Source organism: Actinoallomurus soli (assembly GCF_024055715.1).
Taxonomy (GTDB): Bacteria; Actinomycetota; Actinomycetes; order Streptosporangiales; family Streptosporangiaceae; genus Actinoallomurus; species Actinoallomurus soli.
This window is the reverse complement of sequence record NZ_JAMXMV010000001.1, coordinates 125,064-139,962: the sequence shown is the minus strand read 5'-3', so window position 1 is coordinate 139,962 and position 14,899 is coordinate 125,064. Positions and strand designations below refer to the sequence as shown.

Here is a 14,899-nt window from a genome sequence, read left to right as displayed (position 1 = left end):
GGCCGTGATCAGGCGTCGGCGTTCTCGCGCTCCTCCTCGGCCGCGGGCTCCTCGGCCGGGACTCGTTCGACCAGGACCGTGCCGATGCGGTTCCGGCGGCCCGCCAGGCTCTCGGCGGTCAGCCGCAGCCCCGCCACCGTCGCCTGCGACCCGGCGATCGGCACCCGGCCCAGCGCGTGCGCCAGCAGACCACCGACCGTCTCGACCTCGTCCACCTCGATCTCCACGCCGAACAGCTCCGCGAGGTCCTCCACCGGAAGCCGCGCGGTCACCCGCGCGGAGTCGTCCGGCAGCTCCTCGACCCGGGGCAACTCCTGGTCGTACTCGTCGGTTATCTCCCCGACGATCTCCTCGAGGATGTCCTCGATCGTGACCAGCCCGGCGGTCCCGCCGTACTCGTCGATGACGATCGCGCAGTGGATCTGCCGGGCCTGCATCTCGCGCAGCAGCTCGTCGATCGGCTTGCTGTCCGGGACGTACGTCGCCGGCCGCATGATCGACTCGACCCTCTCCACCGACTCGCCCTCGCGGAACTCGTGACTGCGGCGGACGATGTCCTTCAGGTAGGCGATGCCGACCACGTCGTCCTCGTTCTCCCCCACCACCGGGATCCGGGAGAACCCGCTGCGCAGCGCCAGCGACAGCGCCTGCCGCAACGTCTTGTCGCGTTCGATGAAGACGATGTCGGTCCGCGGCACCATCACCTCGCGCACCAGCGTGTCGCCCAGCTCGAACACCGAGTGGATCATCTGCCGCTCGTCCGGCTCGATGAGCTGCCGCTGCTCGGCGAGGTCGACGAGGTCCCGCAGCTCGGCCTCTGACGCGAACGGCCCCTCGCGGAAGCCCCGGCCCGGCGTGAGGGCGTTGCCCAGCAGGATCAGCAGCCTCGGCAGCGGCCCCAGCACGCGCGCCAGCGGATGGATCAGCGCCGCGCCGACCAGCGCCATCCGGTCGACGTGCTGACGGCCGAGCGTCCGGGGCGTGACGCCGATCGCGATGTAGCTGATCACGATCATCACGGCCGCGGCGGTGAGGTACGCGCGCCAGTTCGCCCCGAGCCAGGTGATGCACAGGTCCGCGACCAGGACCGTCGCGCCCAGCTCACAGCTGACCCGCAGCAGGAGCAGCAGGTTGAGGTAGCGCGGCGGGTCGGCGACGACCTCGGCGAGCTGCCGGCTCCCCCGCCGCTCCTCGCGTCCCAGCTCTTCGACCCGGATCCGGGAGATCCGGGCGAGCGCCGTCTCGGCGCCCGCGAACAGACCGGCCACCGCCACCAGCACGGCGGCACCGACGATCAACCAACCCTGAACAGCGGTCATGAGGAGGGCCGGGCACGCGCCGCCCGCCATGAGGCGAGCAGCTCGGCCTGCAGGCCGAACATCTCCTTGTGCTCTTCGGGCTCGGCGTGGTCATAGCCGAGCAGGTGCAGGATGCCGTGGGTGCACAGCAGGTGCAGCTCGTCCTCGGCGCTGTGACCGGCCTTCTTGGCCTGCCGCACCGCGACGGACGGGCACAGCACGACGTCGCCCAGCAGCGCCGGGTCCGGCGGCGCGTCCTCGGTGCCCCCGGACACGTGGCCCGGCCGCAGCTCGTCCATCGGGAAGGACAGCACGTCGGTCGGGCCCGGCTCGCCCATCCACTTCTCGTGCAGCTCGCTCATCGCGTCCTCGTCGACGAGGACGATCGACAGCTCGGCCAGCGGATGGACCCGCAGCTTCTCCAGCACGTGCGCCGCCAGGGCCGACAGCGCGGTCTCGTCGACCTCCGCGCCGGACTCGTTCAGAACCTCGATGCTCATTGGCCGCTCGCCCTTCTCGCTCGCTCCGCGAAGGGACTCGTCCCTCGCCCCTTCACTCCGCTCGCTGCGGCGGGCTCACTCCTGCTCATTACAGGTCTAATGCCCCCGTGGCTTGCGCGGGCCACGACCGGACGCGCCCTGCTTGATGTGATCGGACTGCGCGTCGTACCGGCTGTACGCGTCGACGATCGCGCTCACGAGCTTGTGCCGCACGACGTCCTTGCTGGTCAGCGTGCAGAAGCTGATGTCGTCGAGCCCGTCGAGGATGTCCTGGACGACGCGCAGGCCGCTCAGCTGCCCGGACGGCAGGTCCACCTGGGTCACGTCACCGGTGATGACGACCTTCGACCCGAACCCGAGCCGGGTCAGGAACATCTTCATCTGCTCCGGCGAGGTGTTCTGCGCCTCATCGAGGATGATGAAGGAGTCATTAAGGGTTCTTCCGCGCATATAGGCCAAAGGGGCGACCTCGATCGTGCCGGCGGCCATGAGGCGGGGGATCGAGTCGGGGTCGACCATGTCGTGCAGGGCGTCGTACAGCGGCCGCAGGTACGGGTCGATCTTCTCGTACAGGGTGCCCGGCAGGAAGCCCAGCCGCTCGCCGGCCTCGACGGCCGGGCGGGTCAGGATGATGCGGTTGACCTGCTTGGCCTGCAGGGCCTTCACGGCCTTGGCCATGGCCAGGTACGTCTTGCCGGTGCCCGCCGGTCCGATGCCGAACACGATCGTGTGCTTGTCGATCGCGTCGACGTAGTGCTTCTGGTTGAGCGTCTTGGGGCGGATGGTGCGGCCCCGCGAGGACAGGATGTCGAGGGTGAGGACCTCGGCCGGCCGCTCGGACGTCTCGGCGCGCAGCATGGCGATGCTGCGCTCTATCGCGTCGGGCGTGATGGGCGTGCCGCTCTTGAGCAGGTCGAGCAGCTCCTCGAACAGCTTCGCGGCGAGGTCGGTCTCTTCCGGTCGACCGGTGATCGTGATCTCGTTGCCGCGGACGTGGACGTCGCTGTCGAAGGCTCGCTCCACGACCTCGAGGAGTTCGTCACGGGAGCCGAGCAGGGCGACCATCGAGTGGTCGTCGGGGATCACGATCTTGATCTGCGTGGGCGCGCCGTCGGGCGCAGCCCCGGTATGAGTTGATTCGGCCATAGCGCGGCCTTACGGCCTTTTCGCCCCTGCCTTCCGGTCACGTCGGGTCTTCGGCTGCGTATCAACCATGGTACCGGCCCGGACCACTCAATTTCCGGCCGCGCGGAGACGGCGGCTCATCCCGGCGGCCAGCCCAGCCCACGGCCCCCGAGCACGTGCGCGTGCACGTGGAAGACGGTCTGCCCGGCCCCCGGGCCGGTGTTGAACACGACGCGGTACCCGGTCTCCTCGATGCCTTCGGCCACCGCGACCTGATGGGCCTCGCGGACGATCTCCGCGAGGAGGTCGCCGTCCCGGGCGGCCAGTGCCGCCGCGGTCGGGTGGTGGTCACGCGGGATGACGAGCACGTGCGTCGGCGCCTGCGGATTGATGTCCCGGAACGCGATCGTCCGGTCCGTCTCACGAACGACGTCCGCAGGCACTTCCCCGGACACGATCTTGCAGAACAAACAGTCCTGTTCCGTCAATGCGGTCTCCTTCGCAGGGATCTGCGCATGTTATCGCGCCACGGGGCGTCACGGATGTCTGCGAATCGTTACGGCGACCCGCGGGTAAGTGTGGGCAAGACACGCCCTTGTCTGGTTATCGTTACCTTCACGCGAACCCCCAGCGCGGGATCCTTCGGCAAATCCGAGGCCGGGTGACGTTCGCACGAACCTGCCGGGTCAAGGCGTTCGTCCAATCAAGACGACAGCCGATGACGGCACTGACGGGCGGATAAGGCGAGACGAGGAATGCCCTTTCGTAAACCTGACGGCGAGGGCACGCGTCCTACTGATGTGACCGAGACCCTCGTGGCCAGAGCAACGACGGGCGCTGTGACCGTGGCCTGGGATGCTGACCAGGCGGTTACCGCGCTTTACAGCGCTCATTACCGTTCCCTGGTACGCCTCAGCGCCCTGCTGGTGCGCGACTCGGCGACGGCGGAGGAAGTGGTGCAGGACGCGTTCGTCGCCATGCACGGGGCCTGGCGGCGGCTGCGCGATCCGGAGAAGGCCCTCTCCTACCTCCGGCAGTCGGTGGTCAACCGGTCACGATCGGTACTGCGGCACCGTGCGGTCGTCGAGAAGTATGCTCCCAAGGGGCTGCCGGACGCGCCGAGCGCGGAGAACGGCGCGATCGTCGAGCTCGAGCGTTCGGCCGTGATCAAGGCTCTGAACGGGCTGCCGACCCGGCAGCGCGAGGCACTGGTGCTGCGCTACTACGGTGATCTGTCAGAGGCGGAGATCGCCCACACCATGGGGATCAGCCGGGGAGCCGTCAAGAGCCACACCGCGCGCGGGATGGCCGCGCTACGCAGCGTTCTGGAGCAGCTTTAATGACCGAACCCTTCGACGAGTACGGCGAGCGTCTGCGCCGTGTCTTGCACGCGGAAGCGGAAGCGGTCACGCCCTCTCCAGAGGGGCTTTCGCAGATCCGCGGCAAGATAGCCGACAAGCAGGAGCGGCGCTTCGGCGCGTGGTTCACGATCCCGTGGCTGCGCCCCCTGGCGGCGGTGGCGGCCGCGATCGTGATCGCGGGAATCGCGGTGTCGACGACGCCGGCGCTCAAGACGTTCGTGCAGACGGGGCGCTTCAGCCCCGACAACGGGCAGAGCGGCGGCGGGCCCGTGAACGGCGGCCAGCAGGTGTACACCGCCTCCCCGCCGGTCAACCCGCCTCGTACGGCCGGCAGCGCGACGCCGCGCCCGTCGCCGTCCAGGATCGGCCCGTCCGGCACCCACATCATCCCGGGTCGCAAGTGCCCGCCGGGTGAGAACCCGATCACGCCGCCGGCCGGTTCGACCGTCGACCAGACGGCGAGTCCGGCTCCTCGGCCGCAGGTGACCTGCGGTCCGGACACGGCGACCTCGGCGCCGCCGACCCAGCCGGAGTCTCCGCCGCCCGCCACGACGCCGACGCAGGCGCCGACGAGCGAGGCGCCGACCAACGGCGTCCAGCAGCCGTCGACCCAGTCGTCTCCGTGACCGCGAGGCCGGTTCCGTCCGCCGACGGACCGGCCTCCCGCGTCTGAGCCGGCCCGGCTTCGTCGCCCGTGGAGCCCGGCCGTCCGCATCACCGCCGACCCGCTCCGTTCGCCGTGGGCCCGGTGGTGGACGTCACGGCCGGCCGATTCCGTTCGCCGTCGGCCGGTCGTCTTCCTGGGCGCCGGGCCGTTCGCCCGCGTGGGCTGAGGGCTACCAGCGACCGGCGCGGCTGAGGAGCACGGCGGCCGCGGCCACTCCTGCGGTGGAGGTGCGCAGGACGGTGGGGCCGAGGAGCACCGTGCCGCCTCCGGCGGCCTCGAACGCGGCGACCTCCTCATCGGTGAGCCCGCCCTCCGGGCCCACGACGACGACGATGTCGCCGGTGTCCGGGACGTCGACGCGGCTGAGCGGCCGCTCGGCCTCCTCGTGCAGGATGACGGCGAGCGCGGCGCCGCCGACCCGCTCGGCCGCCGTGGTGGTGTCGGCCGGCTCGGTCACCTCGGGCAGCCAGGCGCGCCGGCTCTGCTTGGCCGCCTCGCGCGCGGTGGCCCGCCACCGGGCGAGCGCCTTGGCCCGGCGGTCGCCCCGCCACTGGGTGACGCAGCGGGCGGCCGTCCAGGGGACGATGACGTCGACGCCCACCTCGGTCATCGTCTCGACCGCCAGCTCGCCCCGGTCGCCCTTGGGCAGTGCCTGCACCACCACGATCCGGGGGTCCGGGCGCGGAACGTGCCGGCGTTCCCGTGCCTCCAGGTGAAGACTGTCGCGCTCGGCGGCGGTGACGACGCACTCGACGAGCCGGCCCTCCCCGTCGCTCAGGTCGACCCGCTCCCCCGGCCGCAGCCGGCGTACGGCCGCCGCGTGGCGTCCCTCGGGGCCGTCGAGGACGATCCGGTCGGACTCGAGGCGGGAGGGCTCGCTGAGGAAGAGGGGCGGGCTCATGGGACCGATCGTAGGCGTACGGCGGGGTCGAACGGGCCCGCGGGCCGGACCGGTGAACGCGTGCGCGAAGCCTTCCCCGGTCCGGCCGTGCGAACGAGGCTCCCGCTCCGTCCGCGAAGGCCCCCGCTCCCCGTGTCCGGGGAGCGGGGGCCTCGGCGTGGGGCTCAGCGGCCGTTGAAGGCGTCGCGGAGGCGGGAGAAGAAGCCCTGCTGGCCCGGCGCGAACTTGCCGGGCGGTCGCTCCTCGCCGCGCAGGCTCGCCAGCTTGCGCAGCAGCTCCTCCTGCTCCTCGTCGAGCTTGGTCGGCGTCTCGATGTTCACGTGGATCATCAGATCGCCGCGGCCGCTCTCGTTGAGGTGCTTGACGCCCCGGCCGTACATCGGGATGACCTGGCCGGACTGCGTGCCGGGCCGGATGTCGATCTCCTCCGGGCCGTCCAGGGTCTCGACGATCAGCGAGGTGCCGAGCGCGGCCGCCGTCATCGGGACCTGGACGGTGCAGTGCAGGTCGTCGCCCTGCCGCTCGAAGATCGCGTGCGGACGCTCCACGATCTCGAGGAACAGGTCGCCGGCCGGGCCGCCGCCGGGACCGACCTCGCCCTCGCCGGCGAGCTGGATGTGAGTGCCGTTCTCGACGCCGGCGGGGATGCGGACCTTGATCGTACGGCGGGTGCGGACGCGCCCGTCGCCGGAGCACTCCGTGCACGGCGTGCGGATCATGGTGCCGTAGCCGCCGCACTGCGGGCAGGCACGCGAGGTCATCACCTGGCCGAGGAACGACCGGGTGACCTGCTGGACCTCGCCGCGGCCGTGGCACATGTCGCACGTCTCGGGGTGCGTGCCGGGGGCCGTACCCGCACCCGAGCAGGTGTCACAGACGACCGCCGTGTCGACGGTGAGCTCACGGGTGGTGCCGAACGCCGTCTCGGACAGGTCGAGCTCCACGCGGACGGTGCCGTTGCGGCCGCGCCGGGCCCGGCTGCGCGGCCCGCGCTGGGTCGCGGTGCCGAAGAACGCGTCCATGATGTCGCTGAAGGGGAACCCGGCGCCGAAGCCGCCGGCCCCGGCCCCCGCCCCGGCGCCGCTCGCGAACGGGTCGGCGCCCAGGTCGTACATCTCGCGCTTCTTCGGGTCGGAGAGCACCTCGTACGCCTGGGTGATCTCCTTGAACTTCTCCTGGGTGGCCGGGTCCGGGTTCACGTCCGGATGCAGCTCCCGCGCGAGCCTGCGGTAGGCCTTCTTGATCTCGTCCGCGCTGGCGTCACGGCGCACCCCGAGGGTCGCGTAGTAGTCGTTCGCCACTTACGACCCCGCCAGAATCTGACCGACGTAACGTGCCACTGCGCGTACTGCTCCCATCGTCCCGGGGTAGTCCATCCGCGTCGGACCGAGCACGCCGAGCCGGGCAACGGCCTGGTCGCCGGCGCCGTAGCCGGTGGCGACCACCGAGGTCGTGCGCAGGCCCTCGTGCGGGTTCTCGGTGCCGATCCGCACGGTGAGGCTGGAGGGGTCCCCCGCCTCGCCGAGCAGCCGCATCAGGACGACCTGTTCTTCCAGCGCCTCCAGCACGTCGCGGAGGCTCTGGGACAAGTCGGCGCGGGCGAGGTTCGCCGCGCCGCCGATGATTATCTTTTCTTCGTGCTTCTCCACGAGGCTTTCGAGGAGAACCGACAGCACCGTCGTCGCCAGTGCCCGCTCGTCCACGGACACCTGCTCGGGCAGGTCTGCCAGCGCGTCGGGGACGTCGGTGAGCCAGCACCCGTCCAGGCGCGCGTTGAGCAGGGCCCGCAGGTGCGCGATCGCCTCGTCGGAGACGGGATGATGCGTCTCGATCGCCCGCTGCTCGACCCGGCCGGTGTTGGTGATCACGACGAGCAGCAGCCGCTCGGAGGCGATCGGAACCAGCTCGACGTGCCGTACCGACGACCGCGTGAGCGAAGGGTACTGCACGACCGCGACCTGCCGGGTCAGCTGCGCGAGCAGCCGGACGGTGCGGCTGACGACGTCGTCCAGGTCATAGGTGTTGGCGAGGAACGTCTCGATCGCGCGCCGCTCGGCCACGGACAGCGGCTTGATCGTCGACAGCCGGTCGACGAACAGCCGGTATCCCTTGTCGGTCGGTACGCGCCCCGCGCTCGTGTGGGGCTGGGCGATGTACCCCTGCTCCTCCAGCACGGCCATGTCGTTGCGGATCGTGGCCGGCGAGACGCCGAGGTTGTGCCGATCGACCAGCGCCTTCGAACCCACCGGCTCATGGGTGGACACGTAATCTTCGACGATGGCCCGCAGCACCGCCAGCTTCCGGTCGTCGAGCACGCACTCACCTCCCGTGTCCACAGCCCTTCAATTTGGCACTCTTCTCCTCTGAGTGCCAAGTGTACGGCCCGGTGGCACACAGAAGGAGACGCCGGTGGATCACGTTCTCGCCTCGAACATGGCAGAGTCACTCGTGTGACCTGGCACGAGATTGCCGAACGCTGTTTCCAGCGTCGTTATTCCGACTTCGACGTGACCGTGGGGGTCGTCGTCGGGTCCGCCGGCGCCGTCGTCGTGGACACCCGCGCGAGTGTCGCACAGGGCGTTCGCCTGCGCGACGACCTTCGCGTACTCGGGGTGGACAACCCCGTCATCGTGAACACCCACGGCCACTTCGACCACTGCTTCGGCAACGCGGCGTTCACCGCCGGGGCCCGCTGGGGCCACGCGTCGCTGCCCCGCTACCTGGCGGAGACCGCGCGGCCCATGCTGGCGCGCGAGTTCCCCGGCTGGGCGGAGAAGGTCGAGACCGATCTCCTGCTCGCTCCCGACCGGCTCGTCACCGACCGCGCCGAGGTGGACCTCGGCGACCGCGTCGTCGAGCTGCTGCACTTCGGCCCGGGGCACACCGACGGCGACCTGGTCGTCTGGGCGCCCGACGCGCGGTGCGCCTTCACCGGTGACCTGGTCGAGCAGTCCGGCCCGCCGTCGTACGGGGCCGACTCGTTCCCGCTGGAGTGGCCGGCGACCCTGGCGGCGCTGCTGCGGACCGTCGACGGCGTTCTCGTGCCCGGCCACGGCGCACCGGTGGATCAGGAGTTCGCGGCCCGGCAGCACGCGGAGATCGACCTGGTGGCCCGCCGGGTGCGCGAGACGCACGCGGAGGGGCTGGACGTCGAGGAGGCCCTGGCCGCGGGCGGCTGGCCGTACCCCGCCGAGACGCTGCGGGACGCGGTCCGGCGCGGCCACGACCACCTGGGCCGGCGATCCGGCCCCGGGCGGCCGCCCGGCTGACCCGCCCGCCTCCGGACCGGTACGGTGCGACGCGTGCGGAGCAAAGACTATGGACGCGACGTCCTGTCCGGTGACTGGCGCCGTCCGCGTAAGGGACAGATCCCGGAGGTCGCCGCGGAGCCGGGCCTGGTCGCCGAGGACCCGGCGAGCGGGTTCTGCGGCGCGGTCGTCGCCTGCGAGAAGGACGCCGTGACCCTGGAGGACCGCTTCGGCAAGCGCCGGGTCTTCCCGCTGGCGAAGGCAGGGTTCCTCATCGACGGCAAGCCCGTGACGCTCGTCCGTCCCGTACGGGCGGCGGGTCCGGCCCGGTCGGCGTCGGGTTCGATCGCCGTGCCGAACCTCCGGGCGCGGGTCGCCCGGGAGAGCCGGATCTACGTCGAGGGCCGCCACGACGCGGAGCTCGTCGAGAAGATCTGGGGGCACGACCTGCGGGTCGAGGGCGTCGTCGTGGAGTACCTGGAGGGCGTCGACCACCTCCCGGACATCGTCGCGGAGTTCGGCCCGGGGCCGGAACGCCGGCTGGGCGTGCTCGTCGACCACCTCGTGGCCGGGTCCAAGGAGAGCCGGATCTCCGACCAGGTCTCCTCCCCGTACGTCCTGGTCACCGGCCATCCCTTCATCGACATCTGGGAGGCCGTCAAGCCCGCGGCGCTCGGCATCCCCGCCTGGCCGCGGGTACCCCGCGGGATCTCCTGGAAGGAGGGCGTCATCGCGGCGCTCGGGTGGAGGGGCGAGCCGGGCGAGGTGTGGCAGGCGATCCTCGGCCGGGTCCGCACGTACGCCGACCTCGAGCCCGCGCTGCTCGGGCGGGTGGAGGAGCTCATCGACTTCGTCACCGTCCCGCAGACGGGCTGAGGTCCTCCAGAACCATCCGGCGCCGCCGCGCGTCTCATAAACTGCGCGTTCGCATCGGCACTTCTCACGCTTCGCCGGAAGGGGCATCAGGGACATGACCTATGGTCGGCAGCCGGGCCACGGACGTCCGGGCTCCGGGGGGTCGGGCCCGTACGCCGGTCCGGGAGCCCAGGCGTACGGCCCGGGGCACGGGGGCCATGGGCACGCGCCCTATCCGCAGCCGGGGTACCCGCAGGCGGGCTACGGCCAGGGAGGGTACGGCCAGGGCGGCCACCAGGGGGGATACCCCCAGCAGCAGCCGTACGGCGCGCCGCCCGGGCAGCACCCCGGACCGGCCGCCGGGTACGCCCCGCCGGCGCCCGCGAAGCGGCGCCGGGAGCCGATGGTCCCCGGCGGGCCGGTGACCGACGAGGACGAACGCTGGGCCGTTCCCGCCTACGTCGGAATGTTCGTCGGCGGGTTCGTCGCGCCGGCCATCGTCTACCTGGCGAAGGGGCGCTCTTCGCGGTTCGCGCGGTTCCACGCGGTGCAGGCGCTCAACCTGTCGATCGCGATGATCGTGTGCAACCTCCTCGCGTTCGCGGCGATGTACTTCATGGGCGTGCCGGGGCTGCTGATCGCGCTGGCGGTCGTGGCCATCGAGTACTTCTGCATCGTCAAGGCCGCGATCGGCGCCAACCGCTGCGAGTGGTACCGCCTCCCGTCGGTCGCCGCCTGGCCGATCTTCCGCTAGGACCGCCGTGACCGAGGCGCAGGACTCCCCGCCGCCTGAGCCCCAGGACTCGCGGCCCTCCTTCGAGCCCCAGGACTCCCTGCCGCCTGAGCCCAAGGACTCGCGGCCCTCCTTCGAGCCCCAGGACTCCCTGCCGCCTGAGCTCCAGGACTCGCAGCCGCCATCCGGGCCGCAGGACTCTCCGCCGCCTCCGCCCCAGGACTCGAAGGCGTCCTCCGGGCCGCAGGATCGGCGTTCGTCTGAGCGACGCGACTCGCGGCCCTCCTTCGAACCGCCGGATCCGCTGATGAGCGGACCGGCGGCTCCGGCCGGTCCGCCGCAGCCCGGTCCTGCTCCTGACCCGCAGACGTCCGGCCCACGCCCCGGCCCGTACGCCCGGCCGACCGGGCCGCACCCGGGCCCACACCCCGGCCCGGCCGGACCGCAGAGCGGTCCCCACCCTGGTCCGTACGGTGCGCCGGCCGGACCGCAGACCGGTCCCCACCCCCGCCCGTACGGTGCGCCGGCCGGACCGCCTCCCGGCTCATTCGCCGGGCCGCCGCAGCCGGGCCCCTATCCCCACGCCTACGGCGGGCGGTCCGGCCCGCCGCCCTACGGCCCGCCGCCGAACCCGCCCGGGCCGCCGCCCTACGGCCCGCCGCCGAACCCGTCCGGGTCGGCGCACGCCGGACCGCCCTACGCCGGGCCGCCCGTCCCGTACGGATACGGGCCCCCGCGCCAGGGGTTCGCGGCGACCGACGAGAACACGTGGGCGCTGCTCGCCTACCTCGGGCAGTTCGCGATCGGCCTCATCGCGCCGCTCATCGTCTACCTGGCGCAGAAGGACCGGTCGCCGTACCTGCGCTTCCACGGCGCGCAGGCGCTGAACCTCGCGCTGACCAGCCTCCTGTTGACGATCGCGTGCGTCGTCGTCTCCCTGGCCACACTCGGGATCGGCGCGATCGTCGCGATTCCGGCGATGCTGGCGTACGGCGTCGCGCACGTGATCTACCTCATCGTCGCCGCGCTCCGGGCGAACAAGGGCGAGCTGTACGTCATCCCGAAGTGGCTCTGCTGGCCCATCGTCAGGTGACGGTCCCGCTCAGGGCGTCAGGTCGCGGACGACCGCGTCGGCCAGCAGCCGCCCGCGCAGCGTGAGCACCGCGCGGCCCGCGTCGTACGCCTCCGGGACGAGGAGTCCGTCGGTGACCGCGCGGCGGACGGCGGCGTCATCGAGCAGGTCCAGCGGGCAGCCCTCGGCCAGCCGCAGTTCGAGCATGACGCGTTCGAAGCGGCGGTCGGCGTCCTCCAGGACCTCGCGGGCGTGCGCGGGCGTGGCGCCGGACGCGAGGCGGGCGGCGTACGCGGCGGGGTGCTTGACGTTCCACCAGCGGGTGCCGCCGACGTGGCTGTGGGCGCCCGGGCCGACCCCCCACCAGTCGCCGCCGGTCCAGTACAGGAGATTGTGGCGGCACCGGGCGTCGTCGTCCGCCGCCCAGTTGGAGATCTCGTACCAGCGCAGGCCGCCCGCGCTCAGCATCCGTTCCGTGGCGAGGTAACGGTCCGCCATGGCGTCGTCGTCCGGCGCGGCGACCTGCCCGCGGCGGACCTGCGCGGCCAGCCGGGTGCCCTCCTCGACGATGAGCGCGTAGGCCGACACGTGGTCGGGACCGGCCTCCAGGGCGGCCTCCAGGCTGGCCTGCCAGTCCGTGTCACTCTCCCCCGGCGCACCGTAGATGAGGTCCAGGTTGACGTGCTCGAAGCCGGCCTCCCGCGCCCACCGGACGCACTGCTGTGGCCGGCCGGGCGTGTGCGTACGGTCGAGGACGGCCAGCACGTGCTCACGCGCGCTCTGCATCCCGAACGACATCCGTGTGAAGCCCGCCTCGCGGAGGCGTGCGAGGTAGCCGGGGTCGACCGTCTCGGGATTGGCCTCGGTCGTCACCTCGGCGGCCGCCGCCAGGCCGAACTCCTTGTCGATCGCGTCGAGGATCCGCCCGAGGTCGTCGGCGGGCAGCAGGGTGGGTGTTCCCCCTCCCACGAAGACCGTCTGGACGGGCAGGTCGACGTCGCCGAGCACGCGGCGGGCCAGCCGGATCTCCGCGATGGCCGTGTCGGCGTACGCCTCGCGGGACGCGCCGCGCAACTCGGTGGCGGTGTAGGTGTTGAAGTCGCAGTAGCCGCAGCGGGTCACACAGAAGGGGACGTGGACGTAGAAGCCGAACGGGCGGTCGCCGAGGCCGTCGAGGGCACTGGCGGGCAACGCGCCGTCGTTCGGGACCGGGTCTCCGTCGGGCAGGGTCGAGGGCACGTCTCAAGTCTGCCGTCCGCGCGGGAGTGCTTCGGCGGCGTGCCCCCGCCACGACGCGTGCCGCCCTCATCGGGTGCGGCACGACGGAGCCTCGCACCGCCCTGGGGCCGCCGTACGGCGCATGGCGGTCGTCAGTACGAGAACTCGGCCCAGACCGTCGTCCGGTGGGCGCCCCGGGTCACGCCCCACCGGTCCGCGACCGTGTCGATGAGGACCAATCCCCTGCCGTGCTCGGCGTCCGCCTCCGGCGGGCTCTGGAGCCGCGGCTCCGAGCCGGTGGCGCCGTCGTTGATCACCTCGGCGCGGACGGCGTTCTCGGCGGCGGCGAGCCTGATCGTGATCCGGCCGCCCGTGCCGCTCGGCGTGTGCCTGACCGCGTTGGTGGCGAGTTCGCTGACGCTGAGCCTGACCGCGTCGGCCGCGGGGTGCCGCCGGCCGAGCGTCTCGCCGACGAACCGGCGCCCGTCGGCCACCGAACGTTCCGTGCCCGGAAGCGTGATCACTCCGATGATGGTCATCTCCGCCGGTCCGCCGCGGCCGGGCCCCCGCGGGTCGGCGTCGCTCGTCTCCGGCCCTGCAATGGCCGCGTCCACTGATCCTCCTTAGGTCATCACGGACACGACCCATTCCCCTTAATCGGACGGTGCAACCCGGAGGGGCATGAGCCGGGAGTTCCGGACAACCACTCCGGGCGGTCCGGAATGCATGACCACCACGGCCGGCGTACGCCCGGCCCGCTCCCCCTGGACGGGACCGCCACCGGCCTCGCGCCCTGGATGTCCACCACAGGGCGGCGGCCCGGCGCCGGTGACCTGACCGTGACCGCGGTTCCGGCCCGCGGGCGCGCCGGGTCGCGCCCGTCCACTTCAACAGCCGGGGACACTGCACCGAGAACGCCGAGGCACTGACCGGCGCGTTCGATCGCGCCGGCCTGACCGACCGGCTCGTCCTGCTCCGTCCCGGCGAGTCCGCCCGAATCCGACGGGTCAGCGCAGGTCGAGTCCTGCGGCGAGTTCCCGCCACTCCGCCCGCGGCAGCCCGTTCCGGTCGCCGGTGAGGACCTGCAGGGTGGCGTGGTCCGCGCCCGCGTCCCGGTGCGCGGCGACGCGCCGCCGTACCGCCTCGACGTCGCCCCACGCGACGACCGCGTCGACGAGCCGGTCACTGCCGCCGTCGGCGACATCGTCCTCGGTGAAGCCGAGCCGCAGCAGGTTGTTGGTGTAGTTGGGCAGCTGCATGTAGAAGCCCAGGTGGGCGCGGGCCGTGGCGCGTGCCCGTCCGGGGTCGGTGTCGAGCACCACCTTGACCTCCGGGGCGAGGAGGCGATCCGGGCCGAGGATCTGCCGCGCCCGCTCCGTGTGCTCCGGGGTCACCAGGTACGGGTGGGCGCCCGCCGTACGGTCGCGGGCCAGCTCCAGCATGCGCGGGCCGAGCGCGGCCAGGACCCGCTCCGAGGGCGGCGCGCCGGCGGCGTCGAGGCCGTCGAGGTACCGCGCCATGGCCGAGTACGGCTTGGCGTAGTCCTTGACCGCCTTGGCATGGCTCGCGCCCAGCCCGAGCAGGAACCGGCCCGGGTGCGCCGAGGACACGGCCTTGTGCCGGTCCGCGACGTCGGCCGCGTCGTGCTCCCAGATGTTGAGGATCCCGGTCGCCACGACGATCCGGGAGGTCGCCTCCAGCAGTGGCACCGCATGCCGCACATCGGGGCTGCCACCCAGCCAGATCGCGCCGTACCCGAGCTCCTCCAGCTCGGCCGCCGCCTCGCGGATCTCGTTCGCGGCGCTCGGATCGTCGTTCCGGAGTCCGATGCTCCAGACTCCCACCCGGCCGACGTCCACCATCGTTGCCTCCCAAAGGTCTCGGCTGACTCAGGTCAGCCTGCCCCAGGATGGACGATCCG

Annotated in this window: 16 protein-coding genes; 6 read left to right on the top strand and 10 right to left on the bottom strand. The window is 72.2% G+C overall.

Going from position 1 to position 14,899, the window contains the following annotated elements:
• Positions 1 to 8 precede the first annotated feature (8 nt).
• The 4 genes from NDW01_RS00670 to NDW01_RS00655 form a co-directional block, all read right to left on the bottom strand.
• Positions 9 to 1,319, bottom strand: coding sequence for a hemolysin family protein (locus NDW01_RS00670; RefSeq protein WP_252815547.1), 1,311 nt, complete (start codon positions 1,317 to 1,319; stop codon positions 9 to 11).
• Positions 1,316 to 1,798 carry an rRNA maturation RNase YbeY gene (ybeY, locus tag NDW01_RS00665; protein ID WP_252777295.1) on the bottom strand — a complete coding sequence of 161 codons (483 nt, stop codon included), beginning with the start codon at positions 1,796 to 1,798 and terminating at the stop codon, positions 1,316 to 1,318. The genes NDW01_RS00670 and ybeY overlap by 4 nt, the downstream gene beginning before the upstream one ends.
• A gap of 96 nt (positions 1,799 to 1,894) precedes the next feature.
• Positions 1,895 to 2,944: a PhoH family protein gene (locus NDW01_RS00660; protein WP_252815545.1), complete on the bottom strand. Its 1,050-nt coding sequence runs from the start codon at positions 2,942 to 2,944 to the stop codon at positions 1,895 to 1,897.
• 116 nt (positions 2,945 to 3,060) lie between these two features.
• On the bottom strand, positions 3,061 to 3,411 hold the full coding sequence (locus tag NDW01_RS00655) for a histidine triad nucleotide-binding protein (RefSeq protein WP_252815543.1): 351 nt from the start codon (positions 3,409 to 3,411) through the stop codon (positions 3,061 to 3,063).
• Positions 3,412 to 3,723: 312 nt separating this feature from the next.
• On the opposite strand from NDW01_RS00655, the gene NDW01_RS00650 reads away from it, so the two are divergent.
• Together NDW01_RS00650 and NDW01_RS00645 are read left to right on the top strand one after the other, a co-directional pair.
• Complete coding sequence (locus tag NDW01_RS00650) at positions 3,724 to 4,263, top strand: SigE family RNA polymerase sigma factor (protein ID WP_252777264.1); 540 nt, start codon at positions 3,724 to 3,726, stop codon at positions 4,261 to 4,263.
• On the top strand, positions 4,263 to 4,910 hold the full coding sequence (locus tag NDW01_RS00645) for a hypothetical protein (RefSeq protein ID WP_252815541.1): 648 nt from the start codon (positions 4,263 to 4,265) through the stop codon (positions 4,908 to 4,910). The genes NDW01_RS00650 and NDW01_RS00645 overlap by 1 nt, the downstream gene beginning before the upstream one ends.
• Before the next feature lie 210 nt (positions 4,911 to 5,120).
• Here the strand turns inward: NDW01_RS00645 and NDW01_RS00640 are convergent, their stop codons facing one another.
• The 3 genes from NDW01_RS00640 to hrcA all read right to left on the bottom strand — a co-directional run bounded on the left by NDW01_RS00640 (position 5,121) and on the right by hrcA (position 8,167).
• On the bottom strand, positions 5,121 to 5,852 hold the full coding sequence (locus NDW01_RS00640) for a 16S rRNA (uracil(1498)-N(3))-methyltransferase (protein WP_252815539.1): 732 nt from the start codon (positions 5,850 to 5,852) through the stop codon (positions 5,121 to 5,123).
• Between the two features lie 164 nt (positions 5,853 to 6,016).
• Positions 6,017 to 7,153: a molecular chaperone DnaJ gene (gene dnaJ / locus NDW01_RS00635; RefSeq protein WP_252815536.1), complete on the bottom strand. Its 1,137-nt coding sequence runs from the start codon at positions 7,151 to 7,153 to the stop codon at positions 6,017 to 6,019.
• The gene (gene hrcA / locus NDW01_RS00630; protein ID WP_252777240.1) at positions 7,154 to 8,167 is read right to left on the bottom strand and encodes a heat-inducible transcriptional repressor HrcA; all 1,014 of its coding nucleotides are present in this window, start codon (positions 8,165 to 8,167) and stop codon (positions 7,154 to 7,156) included.
• Between the two features lie 135 nt (positions 8,168 to 8,302).
• On the opposite strand from hrcA, the gene NDW01_RS00625 reads away from it, so the two are divergent.
• From NDW01_RS00625 to NDW01_RS00610, 4 genes are all read left to right on the top strand, one after another.
• Positions 8,303 to 9,121: an MBL fold metallo-hydrolase gene (locus tag NDW01_RS00625; protein WP_252815534.1), complete on the top strand. Its 819-nt coding sequence runs from the start codon at positions 8,303 to 8,305 to the stop codon at positions 9,119 to 9,121.
• A 33-nt stretch (positions 9,122 to 9,154) separates the two neighbouring features.
• Positions 9,155 to 9,976 carry a DUF3097 domain-containing protein gene (locus NDW01_RS00620; protein WP_252815533.1) on the top strand — a complete coding sequence of 274 codons (822 nt, stop codon included), beginning with the start codon at positions 9,155 to 9,157 and terminating at the stop codon, positions 9,974 to 9,976.
• A 94-nt stretch (positions 9,977 to 10,070) separates the two neighbouring features.
• Positions 10,071 to 10,709: a DUF4870 domain-containing protein gene (locus NDW01_RS00615; protein ID WP_252815531.1), complete on the top strand. Its 639-nt coding sequence runs from the start codon at positions 10,071 to 10,073 to the stop codon at positions 10,707 to 10,709.
• A gap of 286 nt (positions 10,710 to 10,995) precedes the next feature.
• Positions 10,996 to 11,781: a DUF4870 domain-containing protein gene (locus tag NDW01_RS00610; protein ID WP_252815529.1), complete on the top strand. Its 786-nt coding sequence runs from the start codon at positions 10,996 to 10,998 to the stop codon at positions 11,779 to 11,781.
• Positions 11,782 to 11,790: 9 nt separating this feature from the next.
• Here NDW01_RS00610 and hemW read toward each other — a convergent pair whose 3' ends face one another.
• The 3 genes from hemW to NDW01_RS00595 form a co-directional block, all read right to left on the bottom strand.
• Positions 11,791 to 12,999: a radical SAM family heme chaperone HemW gene (gene hemW / locus NDW01_RS00605; protein WP_252815527.1), complete on the bottom strand. Its 1,209-nt coding sequence runs from the start codon at positions 12,997 to 12,999 to the stop codon at positions 11,791 to 11,793.
• Positions 13,000 to 13,130: 131 nt separating this feature from the next.
• Entirely contained in the window at positions 13,131 to 13,592 is a 462-nt protein-coding gene (locus NDW01_RS00600) for an ATP-binding protein (protein WP_252815526.1), read from the bottom strand.
• 393 nt (positions 13,593 to 13,985) lie between these two features.
• Positions 13,986 to 14,840: an LLM class F420-dependent oxidoreductase gene (locus NDW01_RS00595; RefSeq protein ID WP_252815525.1), complete on the bottom strand. Its 855-nt coding sequence runs from the start codon at positions 14,838 to 14,840 to the stop codon at positions 13,986 to 13,988.
• Positions 14,841 to 14,899 lie beyond the last annotated feature (59 nt).

Bases quoted from the DNA above. Each gene is read 5' to 3' on its own strand.
- NDW01_RS00670 (WP_252815547.1), bottom strand. From the start codon at position 1,319: ATGACCGCTGTTCAGGGTTGGTTGATCGTCGGTGCCGCCGTGCTGGTG.
- ybeY (WP_252777295.1), bottom strand. From the start codon at position 1,798: ATGAGCATCGAGGTTCTGAACGAGTCCGGCGCGGAGGTCGACGAGACC.
- NDW01_RS00660 (WP_252815545.1), bottom strand. From the start codon at position 2,944: ATGGCCGAATCAACTCATACCGGGGCTGCGCCCGACGGCGCGCCCACG.
- NDW01_RS00645 (WP_252815541.1), top strand. From the start codon at position 4,263: ATGACCGAACCCTTCGACGAGTACGGCGAGCGTCTGCGCCGTGTCTTG.
- NDW01_RS00640 (WP_252815539.1), bottom strand. From the start codon at position 5,852: ATGAGCCCGCCCCTCTTCCTCAGCGAGCCCTCCCGCCTCGAGTCCGAC.
- NDW01_RS00615 (WP_252815531.1), top strand. From the start codon at position 10,071: ATGACCTATGGTCGGCAGCCGGGCCACGGACGTCCGGGCTCCGGGGGG.
- NDW01_RS00610 (WP_252815529.1), top strand. From the start codon at position 10,996: ATGAGCGGACCGGCGGCTCCGGCCGGTCCGCCGCAGCCCGGTCCTGCT.
- NDW01_RS00595 (WP_252815525.1), bottom strand. From the start codon at position 14,840: ATGGTGGACGTCGGCCGGGTGGGAGTCTGGAGCATCGGACTCCGGAAC.